Raw genomic sequence first — 19,084 nt, forward strand, 5'->3', positions numbered from 1 at the left:
AGGTGGATCGGCGCGCAGCGCCGAGACGGATGAGGGGTGTTGGAAGAAACTCAACGTGAAAACATCAAGAATTTTAAATGCTTACGTACTTGCCGCAGCACTCCGTCCAGCACCCCTCATCCGACCGAGCTTCGCTCGGCCACCTTCTCCCACAAGGGGAGAAGGCAAGAAGCGCTCAATGCCTGAAATGCCTGACGCCGGTAAACACCATGGCAATACCGTGCTCGTCGGCGGCGGCGATGACATCGTCGTCGCGCATTGAGCCGCCCGGCTGGATGACGGCGGTGGCGCCGGCTTCGATCGCAGACAAAAGCCCGTCGGCGAACGGGAAAAAGGCGTCCGAGGCGACGACAGAATTCTTGGTCAGCGGCTCGGCCAGGCCGGCTGCCTCGGCCGCGTCGAGCGCCTTGCGCGCGGCGATGCGCGAGGAATCGACCCGGCTCATCTGGCCAGCGCCGATGCCGACGGTGGCACCGTCTCTGACATAGACGATCGCGTTCGACTTGACGTGCTTTGCGACGCGGAAAGCGAATTTGAGATCGGCCATTTCGGCCGGCGTCGGTGCGCGCCGGGTCACCACTTTCAGGTCGAGGTCGTCGACCACCGCATTGTCGCGGCCCTGGACGAGCAACCCGCCGGAAACCGATTTCACAGTGGAGCCGGCCGCGCGCGGATCGGGCAAGCCGCCGGTGACCAGCAAGCGCAGATTCTTCTTGGCGGCGACGATGCGGATTGCTTCGTCCGCGGCGCCCGGCGCGATGATGACCTCGGTGAAGGTTTTGACGATCTCTTCGGCGGCCTCGGCATCGAGGGTGCGGTTCATCGCGACAATGCCGCCGAAGGCCGACACCGGATCGCAGGCAAGCGCCTTGGCGTAGGCCGCCTTCAGCGAAGCGCCCTCGGCGACGCCGCACGGGTTGGCGTGCTTGATGATGGCGACGGCGGCAGAGCGGGTCGGATCGAACTCGCCGACCAGCTCGAAGGCGGCGTCGGTGTCGTTGATGTTGTTGTAGGAAAGCTGCTTGCCCTGAAGCTGGCGCGCCGTCGCGACGCCCGGCCGCTTGTCGCCGTCAACGTAGAAGCCGGCGCTCTGGTGCGGGTTCTCGCCGTAGCGCATCACCTGGTCGAGCCTGCCGCCGAAGGCGCGCCATGTGGGATGCTCGATCTCCAGCGCTTCGGCGAACCAGCCGGAAATCGCCGCATCATAGGTCGCGGTGCGGGCGAAGGCCTTGGCCGCCAGCTTCTTGCGGAAATCCAGCGAGAGCGAGCCGAAATTCATCTCAAGCGCGTTGAGCACCGAGGCATAGTCCTCGGGGTCTGTGACGATGGCGACATAGGCGTGGTTTTTGGCGGCGGCGCGGATCATCGCCGGGCCGCCTATGTCGATGTTCTCGACGATCGAGGCGTAAGCGGCGCCGGAGTGGCGGACATCCTCGAAAGGGTAGAGATTGGAGACGACGAGATCGATCGGCGCAATGCCATGATCGCGCATCGCCGCGGCGTGTTCGGGATCGTCGCGCACGCCAAGCAACGCGCCGTGCACGGACGGATGCAGAGTCTTGACGCGGCCGTCCATGATCTCGGGAAAGCCGGTGAGTTCGGAGACGTCGCGTACAGCCATGCCTGCCTCGGCGATCGCCTTTGCGGTGCCGCCGGTGGAGACTAGCTCGACGCCGGCCGCGGCCAGCGCCCTGGCGAAATCGATGAGCCTGGTCTTGTCGAAAACGGAAAGCAACGCGCGACGAACGGGAACGAGGTCGGGCGCGGGAATGTTCTTGGCGGCGACGGCCATGGGCTGGCGGCCTTTCACGGCTGGTTGGGAAAGTGTCCGCGCGCCGTAGCACATGAGGCCTGGAAATCAAACTGCGGGGCTACCCGCAGTCTCAGCTTTTTGCCGAATGACCGGCGATGGCCGTCCGTGTCAGTTGCCAGTGGACTTCGGAAACCTCCGATGCCTTGAAGGCCAGCACGATCTGCCGGCTGCGGCGCGGGCCGCCAAGACCGGCGAAATAGATGGATTCCTCGACCTCGGGCGCCACCTCGGTGCAGGCGAACACCCATGTGTCGGCTTCATCGGCGGTCAGCACCAGGCGGTCGTGCTGGTCCTGGAGCAGGCCAATGTCGGGATGGATGTGGAAGCGAATGGTAACGAAATCGCGGCCGTTGTTGCGGATCGCAGCATTGCCCGGCCGCAGAAGGCGATCCCTGCCGGCGAGCACATTGCCGTTCGTCGACAATTTCAGCTCGCGCTCATGCAGCAAGCCGAAGCGCGCGACATAGCCGTCATGGCGAGCCAGAAAACCTTGGCTGCCTTGCTGGTCGGTGCGCTTGCAAGGCACATGCTGCGGGCCGCCGATCAGCGGCGTGCCGAGCAGATCGTTGACGCGCAGCGAATGGCTGAAACGCGCCGATGAGGTGTCGTTGATGGTGGCTGTCGAATGGGCGGCCGTGGCGCGGGCAAGCGGCCGGAATTCGGCGGCGCCATAGGTGTCGACGCCGGCGTTGACGACATAGTGACGGCGGCCGGAAGACAGCTCGAAGGAAAGGCATCCGGCGTGCGCCGCGTTGGAAACATCGATGCGCGGTGGCGGGCCGGTATCGGCGATCACGGTGACGCCGCCCATGGAGAGGCGCTCGTAGCCCGAATGCGGTGCGTGCAGCAATGGCGCGCCGGCGGTGTCGTCGTGGCGCAGAATGGTGGCGATGCGGTTGTGGATGGTCGCGCCCATGCCGTTGAAGCGGGCGAGGCTGCCGTCCTGGTGGCGAAAGAATCGCAGCGCCGGCAGCATGCGATCGATGGCGCCCATCAGCGCCGCCGGCGGCGTTTCGGCCTGATTGGCATAGGTCTGGCGCAGCGGCAGAAGGTCGGCGAGGATTTCAAGCACGGCCATCGGATTGCGGGAAATATGGCCGCCATCCGGCAGAATCTGACGGTCGAGTTCCTCGGCGAGGTTGCGGGTCGCGCCGCGTAGCGCCGATGCCGGCGCCGGTAGCGACAGAGCGGCAAAGGCAAGCGCGATGCGGGCGCGCAGCCGGTCCTTGCCGTCCGGCATCTCGCGTGCCATCGCCCTGAGATAGCGGATCTGCATGGCCAGCGATTTCAGGAAGGCCCGGTAGAAGGGAAATTCAGCACCCTGCAGCACCACCGAGGAATGCTGCAGCCAGGCAATGACGCGCTTGGCCGTCGTGCCAGGCTCCCAGGCGACACCGGAGATATTGCTGCCATGGATGGTGATCCAGTCGGAGACCAGCGCGCGGGCATTGGCGGCGGCAAGCTCGGTGCCGGCGGCGCGCATATGGCGCAGCCAGCGAAAGCCGTGCAGGGCCTTTTGCCAGCCGGGATTGGCCACGGCGATCTGGAAGGGCGACGTGCCGCCGGTCTCGATCAGATGTCCCGACAGCGGATAGCGGCCATAATAAATCTCGAGCGCGATCTGCCGGTCGGCCAGGCGCAGGTCCGGCGGAGCGATCAACACGCGTTCCGGAGTGCGGCCGGAGTAACGCCAGCGATGGATCGGCCCGGCACGCAGGCGCCGGCGCGTCTTGCGCCAGAACTCCTTCGCGACAAGCGTCCATAGACGCGTCGTGCTGCCGACAGCGATCGCCAAAAGCCCTCCTCGTAACGCCCAATCCGACGACAAGTTTATATGATTCAAGAACTTATGCGAAGGCGAATTCCAAGGAGGCCTTGAAATTCAGCCTGTTTTCCGCAGGATTCTTGCTAAAACACTCTTCAAATTTTCAGCGTTGGCCGGCTCTGCGCATGCGGGCGGCGAAGAACCCATCCAGCCCGGACTGTTCCGGTGAGCCGAGCTCCAGATCTGCGGGCGTGGTGCGTAGCGTGCCCTGCGGCGTCAGGAACGGATCAATACCGGCGATCTCGCCCGGGCGGAGCGGATCGTCGACGATGTCAGACGCCCCGGCGAGGAAGGCGCGGTGAAGCGCCTCGCCTTCAAGCGGGTCGAGCGAGCAGTTGGAAAAGACGATGCGCCCGCTAGGCCTGACCAGGCTGACGGCGCGGGCGAGCAGCCTGCGTTGCAGATCGGCGAGTTTTTCGATGTCGGCCGCCGTCTTCGTCCAGGGCACGTCGGGATGCCGCCGCACCGTGCCGGTCGAGGAGCAGGGCGCGTCGAGAAGGACGGCGTCGAACAGTTGTTCCGGCTCGTATTTGAGCAGATCGGCCTGGACAATTTCTGCGGACAAAGCGAGCCGTTCGAGATTCTGCGTGAGCCGCGCCAACCGGTTCTTCGAGGAATCGATCGCGGTGACCGTGGCGCCGCCGAGAATGAGCTGAGCGGTCTTGCCGCCGGGGGCGGCGCAGAGGTCGGCGACGCGCAAGCCCCTGACGTCGCCGAAAAGCCGGGCCGGAAGGCTGGCGGCGGCATCCTGGACCCACCAGGCGCCGTCTTCAAAGCCGGGCAGTTCAGTGACCGAGGCGCTGAGTTTCTGTACGCGCACAGTGCCGGTCGGCAGCAGGATGCCGCCGAGCCGCTCGGCCCACAGCGCAGGATCGGTCTTGACCGTAAAGTCGACCGGCGCCTCGTGCCGATGGGCAGCGAGAATTTGCCTGGCTTTCTCAGTGCCATAGGCGGCATTGAGCCGGTCGGAAAACCATTTCGGCGCTTCGTCGGTGGCGGCAAGCGCTGCAGCCAGTTCGGCCTGCTTGGACCGCGCCAGCGTGCGCAGCACGCCATTGACGAGACCGGAGAAGCGCACCGTGCGCGGATCGGACTTGGCGTGGGTCACGGCAAGGTCGACTGCGGCGCTGTCGGGAATATCGAGGAACAGGATCTGCGCCGCTGCTACATGCAGGATATGCGAAAGCGCGGTGGCGTTGGGCGGCAGAGGCTTTTCCAGGCGGCGGGCCAGCAACCCGGATATGGTCATGCGGAAGCGCAGCGCAGTGACCAGTATGGCGCGCACCAGCGCCCGGTCGCGCAGGTCGAGCGCCTTGTATTGCGGATGGCCGTTCTCGTGGTCGGTCAGCCCGTCGAGCGGCGTTTTGGCATCGATGACGGCGGCGAGCAGCCGTGCAGCCGCCTTGCGCGCGGCGAGGCCGGCAACGGGCTCGCCGGGGCTCGCCGCATTGTGTTCATGATCGCCTGAAATTCGGTGCCGGCGTTTCGCTTCGTTCACGACCACGGACCCTTGGGTCCGGTCGGGTTGCGGCCCCAGGGATTGGATTTCGGCGTGGCCGGCGGCTGCTCAGGCTGTTCGGCTGCTCTCTCCCACGGGCCTGATGGCCGCTGCCCGCCCGCCTGCCCCGGCATTGGGGCTCGCCGCTGAGCAGGGGCGGATGCCATCTCCTGCGCCATCGCCTGCAGGGCGGCGATGCGGTTGTCGGTGTTCGGGTGGGTGGAAAACAGACTGTCCATGCGCTCGCCGGAAAGAGGATTGATGATGAAGAGGTGGGCGGTCGCCGGGTTGCGTTCGGCATCCGGGTTGCGGATGCGTTCGGCGCCACGGGCGATCTTGTCAAGCGCCGAGGCAAGCCAAAGTGGCTGTCCACAGATCTCGGCGCCGCGTCGGTCGGCCTCGTACTCGCGGGTACGGCTGATTGCCATCTGCACGATCATGGCGGCGAACGGCGCCACGATCATCGCCACCAGCACACCGATAATGCCGAGGGAATTGTTGTTGTCGCGGTTGCCGCCGAAAAAGAAGGCGAAATTGCCGAGCATCGAGATCGCGCCGGCAAGCGTGGCAACGATCGTCATGGTCAGCGTGTCGCGGTGCTGGACATGGGCGAGCTCGTGCGCCATGACAGCCGCGACCTCCTCATGCGACAGCTGCTGCAACAGCCCGGTGGTGGCGGCGACCGCGGCATTCTGCGGGTTGCGGCCGGTGGCGAAAGCGTTGGGCTGCGGGTTGTCGATCAGGTAGGTTTTCGGCATCGGCAGGCCGGCCTGTCTGGCGAGGTTCTGCACGATGGCGTAATATTCCGGGGCGTTCCTTTCATCGACCTCGACGGCGCGGTTCATCGACAACACCATCTTGTCGGCGTTCCAATAGCTGAACAGGTTCATGGCGGCGGCAATCAGAAAGGCGATCACCATGCCGCCCGATCCGCCGATCAGATAGCCGACGCCCATGAACAGCGCGGTCATCGCTGCCAAAAGCATGGCGGTGCGAAGTGTGTTCATTGTCTGCTCCGTTTCTGCCGGCCTTCCGGAAAAAGGGTCGATCCCTGTCGGCTCATCGCTATATGATGGGAAACGTGTGGCCCTGTTTCAATTGGGCATGTTTCAATCCGCCGGGAATATCGCATGACCGATGAAACCGATAAAACGGGCCAAATCAGCAAGACAAACGTTGGCGCCGGTCACGACGCGCCGCAAAAGACGCTGACACCGGCAGCCCGCCGCGCTTTGGCGGAAGCCGAAGCACGGCGCAAACACTATCGCCGGCAGGAAGCCGCGATGCCCCGGGAGATCGGCGGCCGTGGCGGCAGGGAACCCGGCCGCTACGGCGATTGGGAGGTCAAGGGCCTGACCAGCGATTTCTAAGGGTATGCGATATTCAGCCGGCCAGCAAATAGCGGATTCCTGCGCTTCTCACGGACCTGAAAGTCCGCTCCGTTCCGGTTCTCGGAACCCACTATTCTCGGCTCGGCCTGACCTGAATCTCAACATACCCTAAGCCGCAGCGCGCTCCGCGCCGAGGACAATCCAGCCGCGCTCGTCGACGGTGATACCTAGCCCGTCATAACCGGTGATCGCAGCGTGCGGCGTTTGCAACGGATGCTGGTGCGTGGCGCTGATGACCACGACGGTGGCTCCTGCGGCCTCGGCCGCCGCTATTCCGGCGGGCGCATCTTCGAAAACCAGGCAGTCGCGCGCATCGACGCCCAGCCGCTCGGCCGCCAGCCGGAAGCAATCCGGCGCCGGCTTGCCGCGGGAAACGTCCTCGGCGGCGACAAGGGTGGCGGGAAGCGGGATGCCGGCGGCCGCGATGCGCAGGAGAGCCAGCTCTCGCGGCGCCGAAGTGACGATTGCCCAGCGCTCGGGTGGCAGCGACGCTAGAAACGCCGCGGCGCCGGCGATCGGAAGGATGCCGTCGATATCGGCCACCTCGGCCTGCAGAAGCGCATCGGCTTCACGCATCGGGTCGACGCCTGGGAGCGCCAGCCGAGCGATGGTCTCGATCGCCCGCACGCCGTGGATCGTCGGCAGGAATGCGGCAACGTCGAGATCTTGCCGGCGAGCCCAATCTGCCCAGACCCTTTCTGCCGCGGCAATCGAATTGACCACCGTGCCGTCCATGTCGAACAGCAAGGCTGCGAATTTTCTGCCTGCGAACATCTGCTACCCCAAGTTGTTTCGGAAGGAACCAAAGCCTGTCGATCGACCGTAACGTCGCACCGGCGGCATGGGAAGGCGCGAGATCGCCTTTTTCGACAGACCAGGGAACCACGGCGGGCCATCTTGCGTTAATCCATTCGTCTTCCACGACACTCACAAGAGGGGAACCGCGATGCTGATTCGGCTCGGCTACGAAATCGCTATCGACTGTGCTGATTCAACCCCGGTGATTTCGCTGCTCGAGATCCACAGAGAGCGCCAGGCCGACATCAAACGGCAGACGCGCGTGCTGACCTCGCCTTCCGTCCCAACCAGGCTCTATCACGATCTTTATGGCAACACCTGCCGCCGCTTCACTGCGCCTGGCGGAGGCTTTCGCATTCTTTACGACGCCGTCGTCGAGGACAGCGGCGAGCCCGACGAAGTCAACACGCTGGCCAGGGAAGTGCCGGTGGCGGAGTTGCCCGACGAGGTGCTCTGCTATCTGCTCGGCAGTCGCTATTGCGAAACCGATCATCTCAGCGATCTGGCCTGGCAGGTTTTCGGGCCGGTCCCATCCGGCTGGGCGCGGGTGCAGGCGATCGTCGACTATGTCCACAACCGCCTGTCGTTCGGCTACGGCTATGCGCGCCCGACCCGCACGGCGGCGCAGGCGCATGAGGAGCGCGTCGGCGTCTGCCGCGACTTCGCACATCTGGCGATCACGCTCTGCCGCTGCATGAACATCCCAGCCCGCTACGTGAACGGTTATCTCGGCGACATCGGCGTGCCGGTCGACCCGGCACCGATGGATTTTTCGGCGTGGCTGGAAGTGTTCCTCGACGGCAAGTGGTACACGTTCGACCCCCGCCACAACATGCCGAGGATCGGCCGCGTCGTCATCGCGCGCGGCCGCGACGCGACCGACGTGCCGCTGCTGCACAGTTTCGGCCCGCACCGGCTCAGCCTGTTCAAGGTCTGGACCTACGAGCAGGAAAGCAATCTGTTCAACCCGCCTCATCGCGGCGTCGACAGGACGGCCAGCGCGCAGATGCTGGCATAGAGGCGCAAGCGCGAACGGCGCGTCCGGCCGTTACGATCACCGGGCTTCCCTATAGATTTGATGCGCCTGATCCGCTTCGGCACAGAACCTCTGTGCCGGATCGGGATCCGGCTCTTGTGCTCCACGGCAGACGTCGGGATCATGGTAAGCGTTTCGTAAACGAAACTGCCGGAGCGGTTCCTCGTTTACTGGCTGTTTACCTTGCCGCATTTCGAAACCAAGCAAAAACAACGGCTTGACGATGAGCCGCCGGCTTTTTCTGCGTTGACCACGCCGTCCGGCCGGAATCCTGCAGTGCGGCCTTCACACGGCTCGAGTCGTGGCGAATGGAGGCGAGCATGCGGCATTTTGGGGGTCTTGTTGACGCAATCGGCGGCTTTGCCGGAGATCGCAGCGGAAATTTGGCGGTTCTGTTCGGCATGGTTGCGTCGGTGCTGGCGCTTGGCGTCGGCTTTGCCGTCAATGTTTCCCAGCTCTACAACGCCAAGTCGAGCTTGCAGGGCGTCGTCGATGCGGCGGTGACCTCGACGGCACGCGACCTGACCACCGGCGTCATCAACGAGGCCGACGCCAACAAGTCGGTGCAGGCGTTTCTCGATGCCAACAGCCGAGCGGGCATCCTGCAGACGGATCGGATCGTCCTCGACAAATTGACCATCGACAGGACCGCCAGCACGGTTCAGGCGGACGTGCATGTCGATCTCGGCCTCTATTTTCCGCTTTTCAGCATGGGCGATATGCAGCGTGTCACAGTATCGACAACGGCACTCTTTTCGGACAGGCAGATTGAAGTGGCGATGATGCTCGACGTGACCGGATCGATGGAAGCCAACTCGTATAAGAGGACCGACAAAATTGGCGACCTGCGGGACGCGGCTTCGGGAGCCGTCGAAGACCTGCTCAAATGGAACCGCGACGAGAACGATCCCCGCATACGCATCGCGATCGTTCCCTACGCCGAAGCCGTCAACACAGGCGGTCTGGCCAGCACGGTATTCGTCGAGACGAGATATGGATCAAAGGTGCCGCCCCCGATCGATGCTCCGGTCTCGGTGTCTTTGACATTGTCGTCGGACAAATGTGCCACCGAACGCAAGGACAAGGATGGTTACGCCGATTATTCGCCCGACGGGCCTTACACGCCGCGCCTGGACAACAACGGCAAAACCTATCTGGCCAAAGTCAATCGGGACTACAATATGCGCAGTTGCCCGTTCGCCGAGCTCATCCCCCTGACGGCCGACAAAGACAAACTGCTCAACACAATCGCGGATTTCAGTGCGGATGGCGTCACGGCCGGCGGTATCGCCACGCAATGGGGCTATTACATGCTTTCGCCGTCGTGGCGCTCGGCGATTGTCGATGCCGGTCTGGGTGCCGGCCCCGCCAATTTCGATAAAAGGAAGGTGGCCAAGATCGCCATCCTGATGACCGACGGCCAATTCAACACTGCTTTTGCCAAGGGGCGTGGTGCGCCCAGCTCGCAGGGTCAGGGCGAGACCTCGCGAAAAAATGCCGAAGCCATCTGCGCCAACATGAAGCGCGACGGGATTGAGATATTCACGATCGGCTTCGACCTGAACGATCCGACCATGACGGCGACCGAGCGGTACCAGGCAAAGAGCGTGCTCAAGAATTGCTCTACAGCGGACACGTCCTCGCTGAAGCATTACTACGAGGCCGCCACGGGCACGGAGCTGGCCGCCGCCTTCTACGAGATCAGCAAGAATATCGAGAAGCTTGCCATCAAACGCTGATCTTCCCCGACCGGGGTGAATACACGCAAGGAAAAGGCCGCCGCTTCTTTCGAAGCCGGCGGCCTTCCGTGTTTCCGTCCATGGCGCGGCTCATGGCGGCGACGTGACTTAAAGTGCTGCAGCGTCCCTTGCGCGTCCAAAGGACGCGCGGCGCTCCAGGCGTCGCCGGCCGCGCATCTCGCGCCTTAACGGGAAGACTGCTTCCCGAAAGTGCAATCCGCTGAGGCCACGTTCTGGAAAACGAAATCACTCGACATCGGATCACCTCCTTTCGATTTGTTGAAGACGTCCTCATGATGGGGTGTCGATCCGCAAATGGCAAGGCGCCATCGTGAAAATGCGGTGTGGGCTTGCCGCTAACCGCTTGCGGCTATCAGATCGGACAGGCAAAGTCGCTGCCGGACCAGCGGGATGAGTAGGAAGGACGGGGATGGAGGCAGCCGACAGAGCCGCACGGATCGTTCGAACAGTTATCGAGACGTTGAAGCCGGGTTTCGCGGTCAGGCTGTGGAACGGCGAGCGAATCGGCCCCGCCACCGGCCCGGTGGTCACCATCAACGACCAGGACATCGTCTGGCAGGTGATGCGCCGGCCCAACCTCTCGACGCTGATCGAAATGTGGATCTCCAAGACCATCGACGTGGAAGACGGGTCGCTGTTCGATTTCTACGCTCTGCCTGCGAACGGCAAGCTCAGGACGAAGCTGAAGTCGTTGCCCAAGCTCGCGGTCCTGCGCGACCTGCCGGCCGTGCTGTTTTCGCGAAAGCAGATGACGGCGCGGACCGACCTTTCCGGGCGCAACCCCTTCGTCAGCGGGTCGAACAGGCAAGCGATCCAGCATCACTACGATATTTCGAACGCCTTCTACCGGCTCTTCCTCGATGAACGCATGGTCTATAGCTGCGGCTATTTCACCGATTTCACCAACGGCATCGACCAGGCGCAGAAAGACAAGCTCGATCATATCTGCCGCAAGCTCCGGCTGAAGCCGGGCGAAAAGCTGCTCGACATCGGCTGCGGCTGGGGAGCCATGCTCATCCATGCCGCGAAAAACTACGGCGTCGTAGGCCATGGCGTCTCGCTGTCGCAAGCCCAGACTGAGCTCGCCCGCGAGCGCATCCGTGCTGAGGGACTGGAGGATCGCATCACCATCGAGATAAAGTCCTATGCCGAGCTGTCCGGCTCCTTCGACAAGATCTCGTCGATCGGCATGTTCGAGCATCTCGGGCTGGCCAACCACGCCGCCTATTTCTCGACCATTCATCGCCTGCTCAAGCCGGGCGGCGTCTATCTGCACCACGCCATCACCCGGCGCGACAAGGGCAGCATCAAGAAGACCTTGCGCAAGGGCCCGGAATTCAAGGCGCTGATCAAATACATCTTTCCCGGCGGCGAGCTCGATACGATCGGCATGACCCTCGGCAATCTCGAGGCGCACGGGTTCCTCGTCTACGATGTCGAGAATTTGCGCGAGCACTACGCCCGCACCTGCCGTCTGTGGGCCGAGCGCCTCCACGCCCGCTTCGACGAAGCGATCGCCGAGGTCGGCGAAGCCAAGGCGCGCCTCTGGCTGCTTTATCTCACCGGCTGTTCGATCACTTTCGAACGCGCCTCGGCGCAGGTTTTCCAAACCGTCGTCACCAAGCGCGCGCGGGGCCCGAGCGGACTGCCGCCGACGCGGGCAGATCTTTATCGGTGATCAGCACACGTATTGCGTTCTGCAGCGATCCTTCGCGCCCCCCTTTTGTCGCCGGACAGAGGGGGCGCTGTCCCGGCTACATCTCAAATATTCTGCACCGACTAAACGAACCGCATCAAATCGCCCCACCCCGACACGGGCCCTACATCAGATCCTCTTGTTCTGCCGGTTGGCGATGAGGTCGTCGACGACCGCCGGGTCGGCCAGCGTCGAGGTATCGCCGAGTGCGGCAAAATCGTCCTCGGCGATCTTGCGCAGGATGCGACGCATGATCTTGCCAGAGCGGGTTTTCGGCAGGCCCGGAGCGAATTGGATCTTGTCGGGCGTGGCGATGGCGCCGATGTCCTTGCGGACATGGGCGACAAGTTCCTTGCGCAGTTCCTCGTTCGGATTCTCGCCAGCCATCAATGTGACGTAGCAGTAGATGCCCTGGCCCTTGATGTCGTGCGGATAGCCGACGACGGCGGCTTCCGAGACTTTGTCGTGCGAAACCAGCGCGGATTCGACCTCGGCCGTGCCCATGCGATGGCCGGAGACGTTGATGACGTCGTCGACGCGGCCGGTGATCCAGTAATAGCCGTCGGCGTCGCGGCGGCAGCCATCACCGGTAAAATACTTGCCCTTGTAGGTCGAAAAATAAGTCTGCACGAAGCGCTCGTGGTCGCCATAGACAGTGCGCATCTGGCCCGGCCACGAATCGGCGATGCAGAGGTTGCCGCTGGCAACGCCTTCCAGCACGTTGCCGTCGCCGTCGACCAGTTGCGGCTTGACGCCGAAGAACGGCCGCGTCGCGGAACCCGCCTTAAGCGGGGTGGCGCCGGGCAGCGGCGCTATCAGGATGCCGCCGGTCTCGGTCTGCCACCAGGTGTCGACAATCGGCACCTTGCCGTTACCGACGACATTGAAATACCACTCCCAGGCTTCCGGATTGATCGGCTCGCCGACCGTGCCGAGCACGCGCAGCGATTTGCGCGAGGTTTTGGTGACATGGGTGTCGCCGGCGCCCATCAGCGCACGCAACGCCGTCGGCGCGGTGTAGAAGATGTTGACCTTGTGCTTGTCGATGACCTCCCAGAAGCGGGATTGCGAGGGATAGTTCGGCACGCCTTCGAACATCAGCGTGGTGGCGCCGTTGGCGAGCGGCCCGTAGACGATATAGCTGTGGCCGGTGACCCAGCCGACATCGGCGGTGCACCAGTAGATGTCGCCGTCATGGTAGTCGAAGACATATTGGTGGGTCATCGAGACGTAGACGAGATAGCCGGCCGTGGTATGCAGAACGCCCTTCGGCTTGCCGGTCGAGCCCGATGTGTAGAGGATGAACAGCGGGTCCTCGGCCTTCATCTTCTCCGGCTTGCATTCCGCCTTAACCGTTGCGACCTCGTCGTGATACCAGACGTCGCGTCCGGCCACCCAGCCGGTCTTGCCGCCAGTGCGGCGCACGACGACGACCTTTTCGACTTTCGTTCCGGCCTTGGCGGCGATCTCTATCGCCTTGTCGGTGTTGTCCTTCAGCGGGATCGGCTTGCCGCCGCGCAGGCCCTCGTCGGCGGTGATGACGAAGCTTGATTTGCAGTCGTCGATGCGGCCGGCCAGCGCGTCGGGTGAGAAGCCGCCGAAGACCACCGAATGGATGGCGCCGATGCGTGTGCAGGCAAGCATCGCATAGGCGGCTTCCGGGATCATCGGCATGTAGATGGTGACGCGGTCGCCCTTCCTGACGCCGTGCTTCTTCATCACATTGGCGAGCCGGCAGACATGCGCGTAGAGCTCGTTATAGGTGATTTTCCTGTCGTCGTAGGGATTGTCGCCTTCCCAGATGATGGCAGTCTGATCGCCGCGCTTCTTCAGATGCCGGTCGATGCAGTTCCACGAAACATTGGTCTCGCCATCCTCGAACCATTTGATCGAGACCTTACCGTCGAAGGAGGTGTTCTTGACCTTGCTGTAGGGCTTGAACCAGTCGATGCGCTTGCCGTGCTTTCCCCAGAATTTGTCCGGGTTCTTCACGCTGTCGGCGTACCATTTCAAATAGGTGTCATTGTCGATCAGCGCATTCTTCTTCCACGCCGGCTGGACGCGATGGACATGAACCTCGGACATATCTTTTTGCCTTCCTCCCGAAACCAGGCCGCCCGGCTTGACCGCCGGCGGCATCGCGGCGATGCGGCCGCGAATTCGCGCGCATTATTAACAGTTCCGCGGTGACGGCAACATTAGACGTTGGATTCGCGCGGCGGGATGCCGCAGACGTCGTTTTCGCCGCTATCAGCACTCGACCATGATCGCTGCTAACTGCATGTTTTTACGTCGTAAATCTGGCAACTACCTACGAAATATCAATAGACGATTAAGCAAATTGCGCGCACAATTTCAAATGGGAGGAAGGAGAATCAACCAGGGGACCGCAATGCGCGACCATTCCGAAATGGACCTGATGCTCAAGGGCTACGGCTTGACCACGGCCAAGATTCTTTATCATTTTCCCGATCATCCGCATCTGCTGCAGAGCTTCATCTGGCAGGACTACGACATCGCTCCGAAATTTCCGGTGCTGATCCGGTTCATCGAGTTCTGGCAGACCAAGCTCGATGGTCCGCTGCATTCGGTGAGCTATACCCACCAAAAGCTGATCGCGCCCAACGAGTGGCACAAGGTCGACGGCGAGTTCATGCTGCACTAGGGCATGTCGATATTCAGGTGAGGCCGGCCTGCGAATGGCGGCTTCCTGCGCTTCCGGTGCTCACGTACTTTAAGTATGCTGCGCTCCGGTTCTCGGAAGCCACCATTCTCGGCGCGGCCTGACCTGAATCTCAACATGCCCTGTCGCCGGGCGTTTAAGGTATCGAACCGGGTCAGACCGCAGGCGGGCTCAGCCGGGCAAAACCCTCCTGCCGGCGATACGGAAAATATGGATAGGCTGCGGTCACCGCGCTTGCCGCGTCGAGTGTCTTGATCTGGTCTGATGTCAATGACCAACCGACGGCGCCGAGGTTCTGGCGCAGCTGATCCTCGTTGCGCGCGCCAATTATGACGGAGGCGACGGTCGGCCGCTGCAGCAACCAGTTGATGGCGATCTGCGGCACGGTCTTGCCGGTTTCGCTGGCCACGGCTTCGAGCGCATCGACAACCCTGTAGAGCAACTCGTCTTCGACCGGCGGCCCGAAGCTTGCGGTGTCGTGCAGCCGGCTTTTTTCCGGCAGTGGCTCGCCGCGGCGGATTTTTCCGGTCAGGCGGCCCCAGCCGAGCGGGCTCCACACCAGCGCGCCAACGCCTTGGTCGAGGCCGAGCGGCATCAACTCCCATTCATAGTCGCGCCCGACCAGCGAATAATAGACCTGATGGGCGACGTAGCGCGGGTAGCCGTGCTTGTCCGCCAGGCCGAGCGATTTCATCACCTGCCAGCCGGAAAAGTTGGAGACGCCGACATAGCGCAGCTTGCCGGCGCGCACGAGACTGTCCAGCGTCGACAGTACCTCCTCGATCGGCGTTGCGGCATCGAAAGCATGCAGCTGCAGCAGGTCGATGTAATCGGTGCCGAGACGCTTCAGCGCGTCCTCGACCGCATTGATGAGGCGCGAACGGGAGGAGCCGGCATCGTTGGGTCCGTCGCCCATCGGCAGCGAGGTCTTGGTCGAGATCAGCACGGCGTCACGGCGGCCCTTGATCGCCGCGCCGAGCACTTCCTCGGAGGCGCCGTTCGAGTAGACGTCGGCGGTGTCGAACAGGTTGACGCCGGCCTCCAGGCAGATGTCGAGCAGCCGCCGCGCTTCCGTCGCATCGCTGTTGCCCCAGGCGCCGAACAGCGGCCCCGAACCGCCGAAAGTTCCAGCGCCGAACGAGAGCGCCGGGACCTTCAGGCCCGAGGCGCCAAGACGTCGATAATCCATCTTTTTTCTCCTGTGATGTCTAAGGGGTTCGTCAGTTTGCTACGAGCGGGCAGATGCCGGTTCTCCAAGCGTCGGGCGATCGAGGCGCAGCGCCAGCGCCGCCACGGCGAGCGCCGAGAGCGGCAGCAGGGCGGCGACCCAGGTGACGGCGCCAAGGCCGGGGCCATGGGCGATGATCATGCCGCCGAGCCAGGCGCCGGCGGCGTTGCCGAGGTTGAAGGCGGCGATGTTGAAGGACGAGGCGAGGCTTTGGCCGGCGCCTTCAGCCTTTTCCAGCACCCACATCTGCAGCGGCGCTACGGTGGCGAAGGCGGCGGCGCCGAGCAGGCCGACATAGATGACGGCCATCGCCCGGCTGTGCAGGGCGAAGGTCATCGTGCCGAGCACCAGCGCCAGCACAACGAGACTGCCGAGGACGGAAGGCACCAGCCAGCGGTCGGCGAACTTGCCGCCGGCGAGATTACCGGCGATGAGGCCGCCGCCGAAGACAAGCAGGATCGGCGACACCGCTGCTTCCGCAAAACCGGTGATCTCGGTCAGCAAGGGGGCGATATAGGTGAAGACGGCGAAGACACCGGCATAGCCCAGTACGGTGACGGCGAAGCCAAGCAGAACCGGCGCGCGGCCGAGCACGGCGAGATCGCCGCGCAGGTCGCTCTTTTCCAGCGCTGCCGGGCTGCGCGGCACCAGCAGGAGAATGATGGCGAAGGCGACGATGCCGACCAGGGTTACCGCCCAGAAGGTCGCCCGCCAGCCGAAGGCCTGACCGAGCCAGGTGCCGAAGGGCACGCCGAGGATATTGGCGATGGTCAGGCCGGTGAACATCAGGGCGATCGCCGAGGCCTTTTTGTTGGGAGCCACCAGCCCGGTCGCAACGACCGAACCAACGCCGAAGAAGGTGCCGTGGGCGAAGGCGGTCAGCACGCGGGCAGCCATCAGCGTCCAGTAGTCGGGGGCCAGCGCGCAGGCGAGGTTGCCCAGCGTGAAGACCGCCATCAGCGCCAGAAGCACGGTCTTGCGCGGCCAGCGGCCGGTGGCGATCGTCAGCAGCGGCGCGCCGATGACGACGCCCAGCGCATAGCCGGAGATCAGCTGGCCGGCGGTCGAAATCGAGACGCCGAGATCGGTGCTGACGTCGAGCAGCAGGCCCATGATGACGAATTCGGTGACACCGATGCCGAACGCACCGGCGGCGAGAGCATAAAGAGCAAGAGGCATCGCGGTTCCCACTTCGATGACAGCAGTTTTGACGACAGGACGCCGTATCCTCCTGCGCCCCGACGGGGAAGATCGTGTTGCCATGTGCTGTGAACCAGCCTTGCGTCGGGCACATTGTCTGTGAAATAGATTCACGAATGGCGAGGCCTGACATCAACCGCTCCGGCGAGATCGAAGTGTTTGTCCGTGTCGTCGAAGCGGGCAGTTTTTCGGCTGCGGCGCGGATGCTGCGGATGACACCGTCGGCGGTAAGCAAGCTGATTGCGCGGCTTGAGGCCCGGCTTGGCGCGCGGCTGATCAGCCGTTCGACGCGCAAGCTGCAATTGACTCCAGAAGGCGCGGCCTTCTTCGACAGCGGCATGCGCATCCTGGCCGACATGGCGGCAGCCGAGCGCGAGGCGGCGGCCGGTGCTGCGCCACGCGGCCGGCTAAGGGTCAACAGCTACGTGCCGTTCGGGCAGCACCGGCTGATCCCGCTCTTGCCGCGCTTTCTCGAACGCTATCCGGAAATCGCCGTCGATCTGGTTTTGACCGACAATGTCATCGACCTGATGGAGGAGCGCGCCGATGTCGCGATCCGCGCCGGACCGCTCGGCGAATCACGTTTGGTGGCGCGCAAGCTCGGGCAGAGCCGGCTGGTCGTCGTCGCCGCGCCATCCTACATCCGGACGCATGGCGCGCTCCAAACGCCGGCCGATCTCGATCGTCACAACCGGATGGGCTTCTGCTTCGTTCGCCACGTCGACGGCTGGCCCTTCGTCGGTGCGGCCGGCGAGGTCGTTCTCGTCCCGATCACCGGAAATGCGCTGGTCAGCGACGGCGAGGCGATGCGGCTGATGGCGCTTTCGGGCACTGGCATCGCCCGGCTGGCGCGCTGGCATGTCGAGCCCGACATCGCCGCCGGCCGGCTGGTCCCGCTTCTGGAGGACTTCAACCCTGGCGACGAGGAGCTTACCCACGCTGTTTACGTCGGCCAGGGCAAACATTTGCCGGCGCGAGTGCGGGCCTTTCTCGACTTTCTGGTCGAGACGGTCCGGCTGAGCTGAGCCCAAAAAAGATCGGGAGCCCGCCGGCTCCCGAAATCGAAGATGAGATTTACTTTTTCGGCGCAAAGGGCGCCGGACGCCGGCCAGCCGCCTGGCGCTCGAGCATCCAGGCCGGATATTCGGATGGCAGCGCGCTGACCTCGTCGAGACGAGCAAGATCGTCGCTGTCGAGCTTCAACTCGGTGGCGGCAAGGTTCTGTTCGAGCTGCTCCATGCGGCTGGCGCCGATGATCACGCTCATCACAAAAGGCTTGGCCAGCACATAGCCAAGCGCTACCGTGGCGACGCTGACGCCGTGCTTGCCGGCGATCTCGCGCATGGCGGCGACCGCCGCCCAGGCGCGGTCTTCATTGACCGGCGGGAAATTGAAGCTGGCGCGGCGGCCCTCGCCATTGCCGGGCGCGCCGGGCCCGTATTTGCCGGAAAGCAGCCCGCCCGCCATCGGCGACCAGACCATCAGCCCAAGCTTCTCCTCGTCGAGCAACGGAACGATCTCGCGCTCCAGATCGCGGCCGGCGATCGAATAGTAGGACTGGACCGTCTCAAAACGGGCAAAGCCCTTGCGTTCGGCGATGCCCAATGCCTTGGCGATGCGCCAGGCCGCCCAGTTCGAGACGCCGACATACCGGACCTTGCCGCTGGCAACCAGATCGTCGAGCGCCCGCAGCGTCTCGTCGATCGGCGTCACCGCGTCGGTGCCGTGCAGCTGGTAGAGATCGATATGGTCCAGTTGCAGCCGCTCCAGACTGCCCTCGACCGAATCCATGATGTGGCCGCGCGAGGAGCCGCGCTGGTTCGGGCCGTCGCCCATGGCGCCATGGACCTTGGTGGCGATGACCACGTCCTGCCGCTTGATGCCGAGATTGCGCAGCGACTGGCCGAGAAGCCGTTCCGATACGCCGAAGGAATAGACATCCGCCGTGTCGAAGAAATTGATGCCGGCGGCGAGCGAGCGCTGGACGATCCTGTCGACGCCATCCTGGTCGAGGCTGGCGATCAGGCCCCATTGGTTGTTTTGCTCGGCGGCGCCGAAGGTCATGGTGCCGAGACAAAGTTCGGAGACAAACATCCCCGTGTTTCCAAGTTGACTATAACGCATGGTGCGGCTCCGAAAAGTTTCGAATAACCCTG

The 19,084-nt window shown here is 63.6% G+C and carries 15 protein-coding genes; 6 read left to right on the top strand and 9 right to left on the bottom strand.

Going from position 1 to position 19,084, the window contains the following annotated elements; translation table 11 throughout:
- Positions 1-175: 175 nt before the first annotated feature.
- From purH to htpX, 4 genes are all read right to left on the bottom strand, one after another.
- Positions 176-1,792 (bottom strand): bifunctional phosphoribosylaminoimidazolecarboxamide formyltransferase/IMP cyclohydrolase, encoded by a 1,617-nt coding sequence (gene purH, locus JG739_RS04725; protein WP_202365468.1) that lies wholly within the window; start codon positions 1,790-1,792, stop codon positions 176-178.
- 91 nt (positions 1,793-1,883) lie between these two features.
- Positions 1,884-3,608: a heparinase II/III family protein gene (locus JG739_RS04730; RefSeq protein ID WP_202365469.1), complete on the bottom strand. Its 1,725-nt coding sequence runs from the start codon at positions 3,606-3,608 to the stop codon at positions 1,884-1,886.
- Positions 3,609-3,741: 133 nt separating this feature from the next.
- Positions 3,742-5,142: an RsmB/NOP family class I SAM-dependent RNA methyltransferase gene (locus tag JG739_RS04735; protein ID WP_202365470.1), complete on the bottom strand. Its 1,401-nt coding sequence runs from the start codon at positions 5,140-5,142 to the stop codon at positions 3,742-3,744.
- The gene (htpX, locus tag JG739_RS04740) at positions 5,133-6,143 is read right to left on the bottom strand and encodes a zinc metalloprotease HtpX (protein WP_202365471.1); all 1,011 of its coding nucleotides are present in this window, start codon (positions 6,141-6,143) and stop codon (positions 5,133-5,135) included. Before htpX ends, JG739_RS04735 begins: the two co-directional genes overlap by 10 nt.
- Before the next feature lie 123 nt (positions 6,144-6,266).
- Here htpX and JG739_RS04745 point away from each other — a divergent pair, with 123 nt between their 5' ends.
- Positions 6,267-6,506, top strand: a complete 240-nt coding sequence (locus JG739_RS04745) for a DUF1674 domain-containing protein (protein WP_202365472.1) — start codon at positions 6,267-6,269, stop codon at positions 6,504-6,506.
- A 129-nt stretch (positions 6,507-6,635) separates the two neighbouring features.
- Here JG739_RS04745 and JG739_RS04750 read toward each other — a convergent pair whose 3' ends face one another.
- Positions 6,636-7,301 (bottom strand): HAD-IA family hydrolase, encoded by a 666-nt coding sequence (locus tag JG739_RS04750; RefSeq protein WP_202365473.1) that lies wholly within the window; start codon positions 7,299-7,301, stop codon positions 6,636-6,638.
- A gap of 172 nt (positions 7,302-7,473) precedes the next feature.
- Here JG739_RS04750 and JG739_RS04755 point away from each other — a divergent pair, with 172 nt between their 5' ends.
- From JG739_RS04755 to JG739_RS04765, 3 genes are all read left to right on the top strand, one after another.
- Positions 7,474-8,343 (top strand): transglutaminase-like domain-containing protein, encoded by an 870-nt coding sequence (locus JG739_RS04755; protein WP_202365474.1) that lies wholly within the window; start codon positions 7,474-7,476, stop codon positions 8,341-8,343.
- A 338-nt stretch (positions 8,344-8,681) separates the two neighbouring features.
- The gene (locus JG739_RS04760; RefSeq protein ID WP_202365475.1) at positions 8,682-10,100 is read left to right on the top strand and encodes a pilus assembly protein; all 1,419 of its coding nucleotides are present in this window, start codon (positions 8,682-8,684) and stop codon (positions 10,098-10,100) included.
- Positions 10,101-10,530: 430 nt separating this feature from the next.
- Complete coding sequence (locus JG739_RS04765; protein WP_202365476.1) at positions 10,531-11,799, top strand: SAM-dependent methyltransferase; 1,269 nt, start codon at positions 10,531-10,533, stop codon at positions 11,797-11,799.
- A gap of 147 nt (positions 11,800-11,946) precedes the next feature.
- Here the strand turns inward: JG739_RS04765 and acs are convergent, their stop codons facing one another.
- On the bottom strand, positions 11,947-13,902 hold the full coding sequence (acs, locus tag JG739_RS04770) for an acetate--CoA ligase (RefSeq protein ID WP_202365477.1): 1,956 nt from the start codon (positions 13,900-13,902) through the stop codon (positions 11,947-11,949).
- Positions 13,903-14,209: 307 nt separating this feature from the next.
- Here acs and JG739_RS04775 point away from each other — a divergent pair, with 307 nt between their 5' ends.
- Positions 14,210-14,482, top strand: coding sequence for an usg protein (locus JG739_RS04775; protein ID WP_202365478.1), 273 nt, complete (start codon positions 14,210-14,212; stop codon positions 14,480-14,482).
- Between the two features lie 172 nt (positions 14,483-14,654).
- On the opposite strand, the gene JG739_RS04780 is transcribed toward JG739_RS04775, so the two are convergent.
- Positions 14,655-15,689 carry an aldo/keto reductase gene (locus JG739_RS04780; RefSeq protein WP_202365479.1) on the bottom strand — a complete coding sequence of 345 codons (1,035 nt, stop codon included), beginning with the start codon at positions 15,687-15,689 and terminating at the stop codon, positions 14,655-14,657.
- 39 nt (positions 15,690-15,728) lie between these two features.
- Positions 15,729-16,907 carry an MFS transporter gene (locus JG739_RS04785; protein ID WP_202365480.1) on the bottom strand — a complete coding sequence of 393 codons (1,179 nt, stop codon included), beginning with the start codon at positions 16,905-16,907 and terminating at the stop codon, positions 15,729-15,731.
- Between the two features lie 137 nt (positions 16,908-17,044).
- Here JG739_RS04785 and JG739_RS04790 point away from each other — a divergent pair, with 137 nt between their 5' ends.
- Positions 17,045-17,953, top strand: coding sequence for a LysR family transcriptional regulator (locus JG739_RS04790; RefSeq protein ID WP_202365481.1), 909 nt, complete (start codon positions 17,045-17,047; stop codon positions 17,951-17,953).
- Positions 17,954-18,002: 49 nt separating this feature from the next.
- Here the strand turns inward: JG739_RS04790 and JG739_RS04795 are convergent, their stop codons facing one another.
- Entirely contained in the window at positions 18,003-19,052 is a 1,050-nt protein-coding gene (locus tag JG739_RS04795; RefSeq protein ID WP_202365482.1) for an aldo/keto reductase, read from the bottom strand.
- Between the last annotated feature and the right edge of the window lie 32 nt (positions 19,053-19,084).

Source organism: Mesorhizobium sp. L-2-11 (assembly GCF_016756595.1).
In the GTDB taxonomy this organism is placed as follows: Bacteria; Pseudomonadota; Alphaproteobacteria; order Rhizobiales; family Rhizobiaceae; genus Mesorhizobium.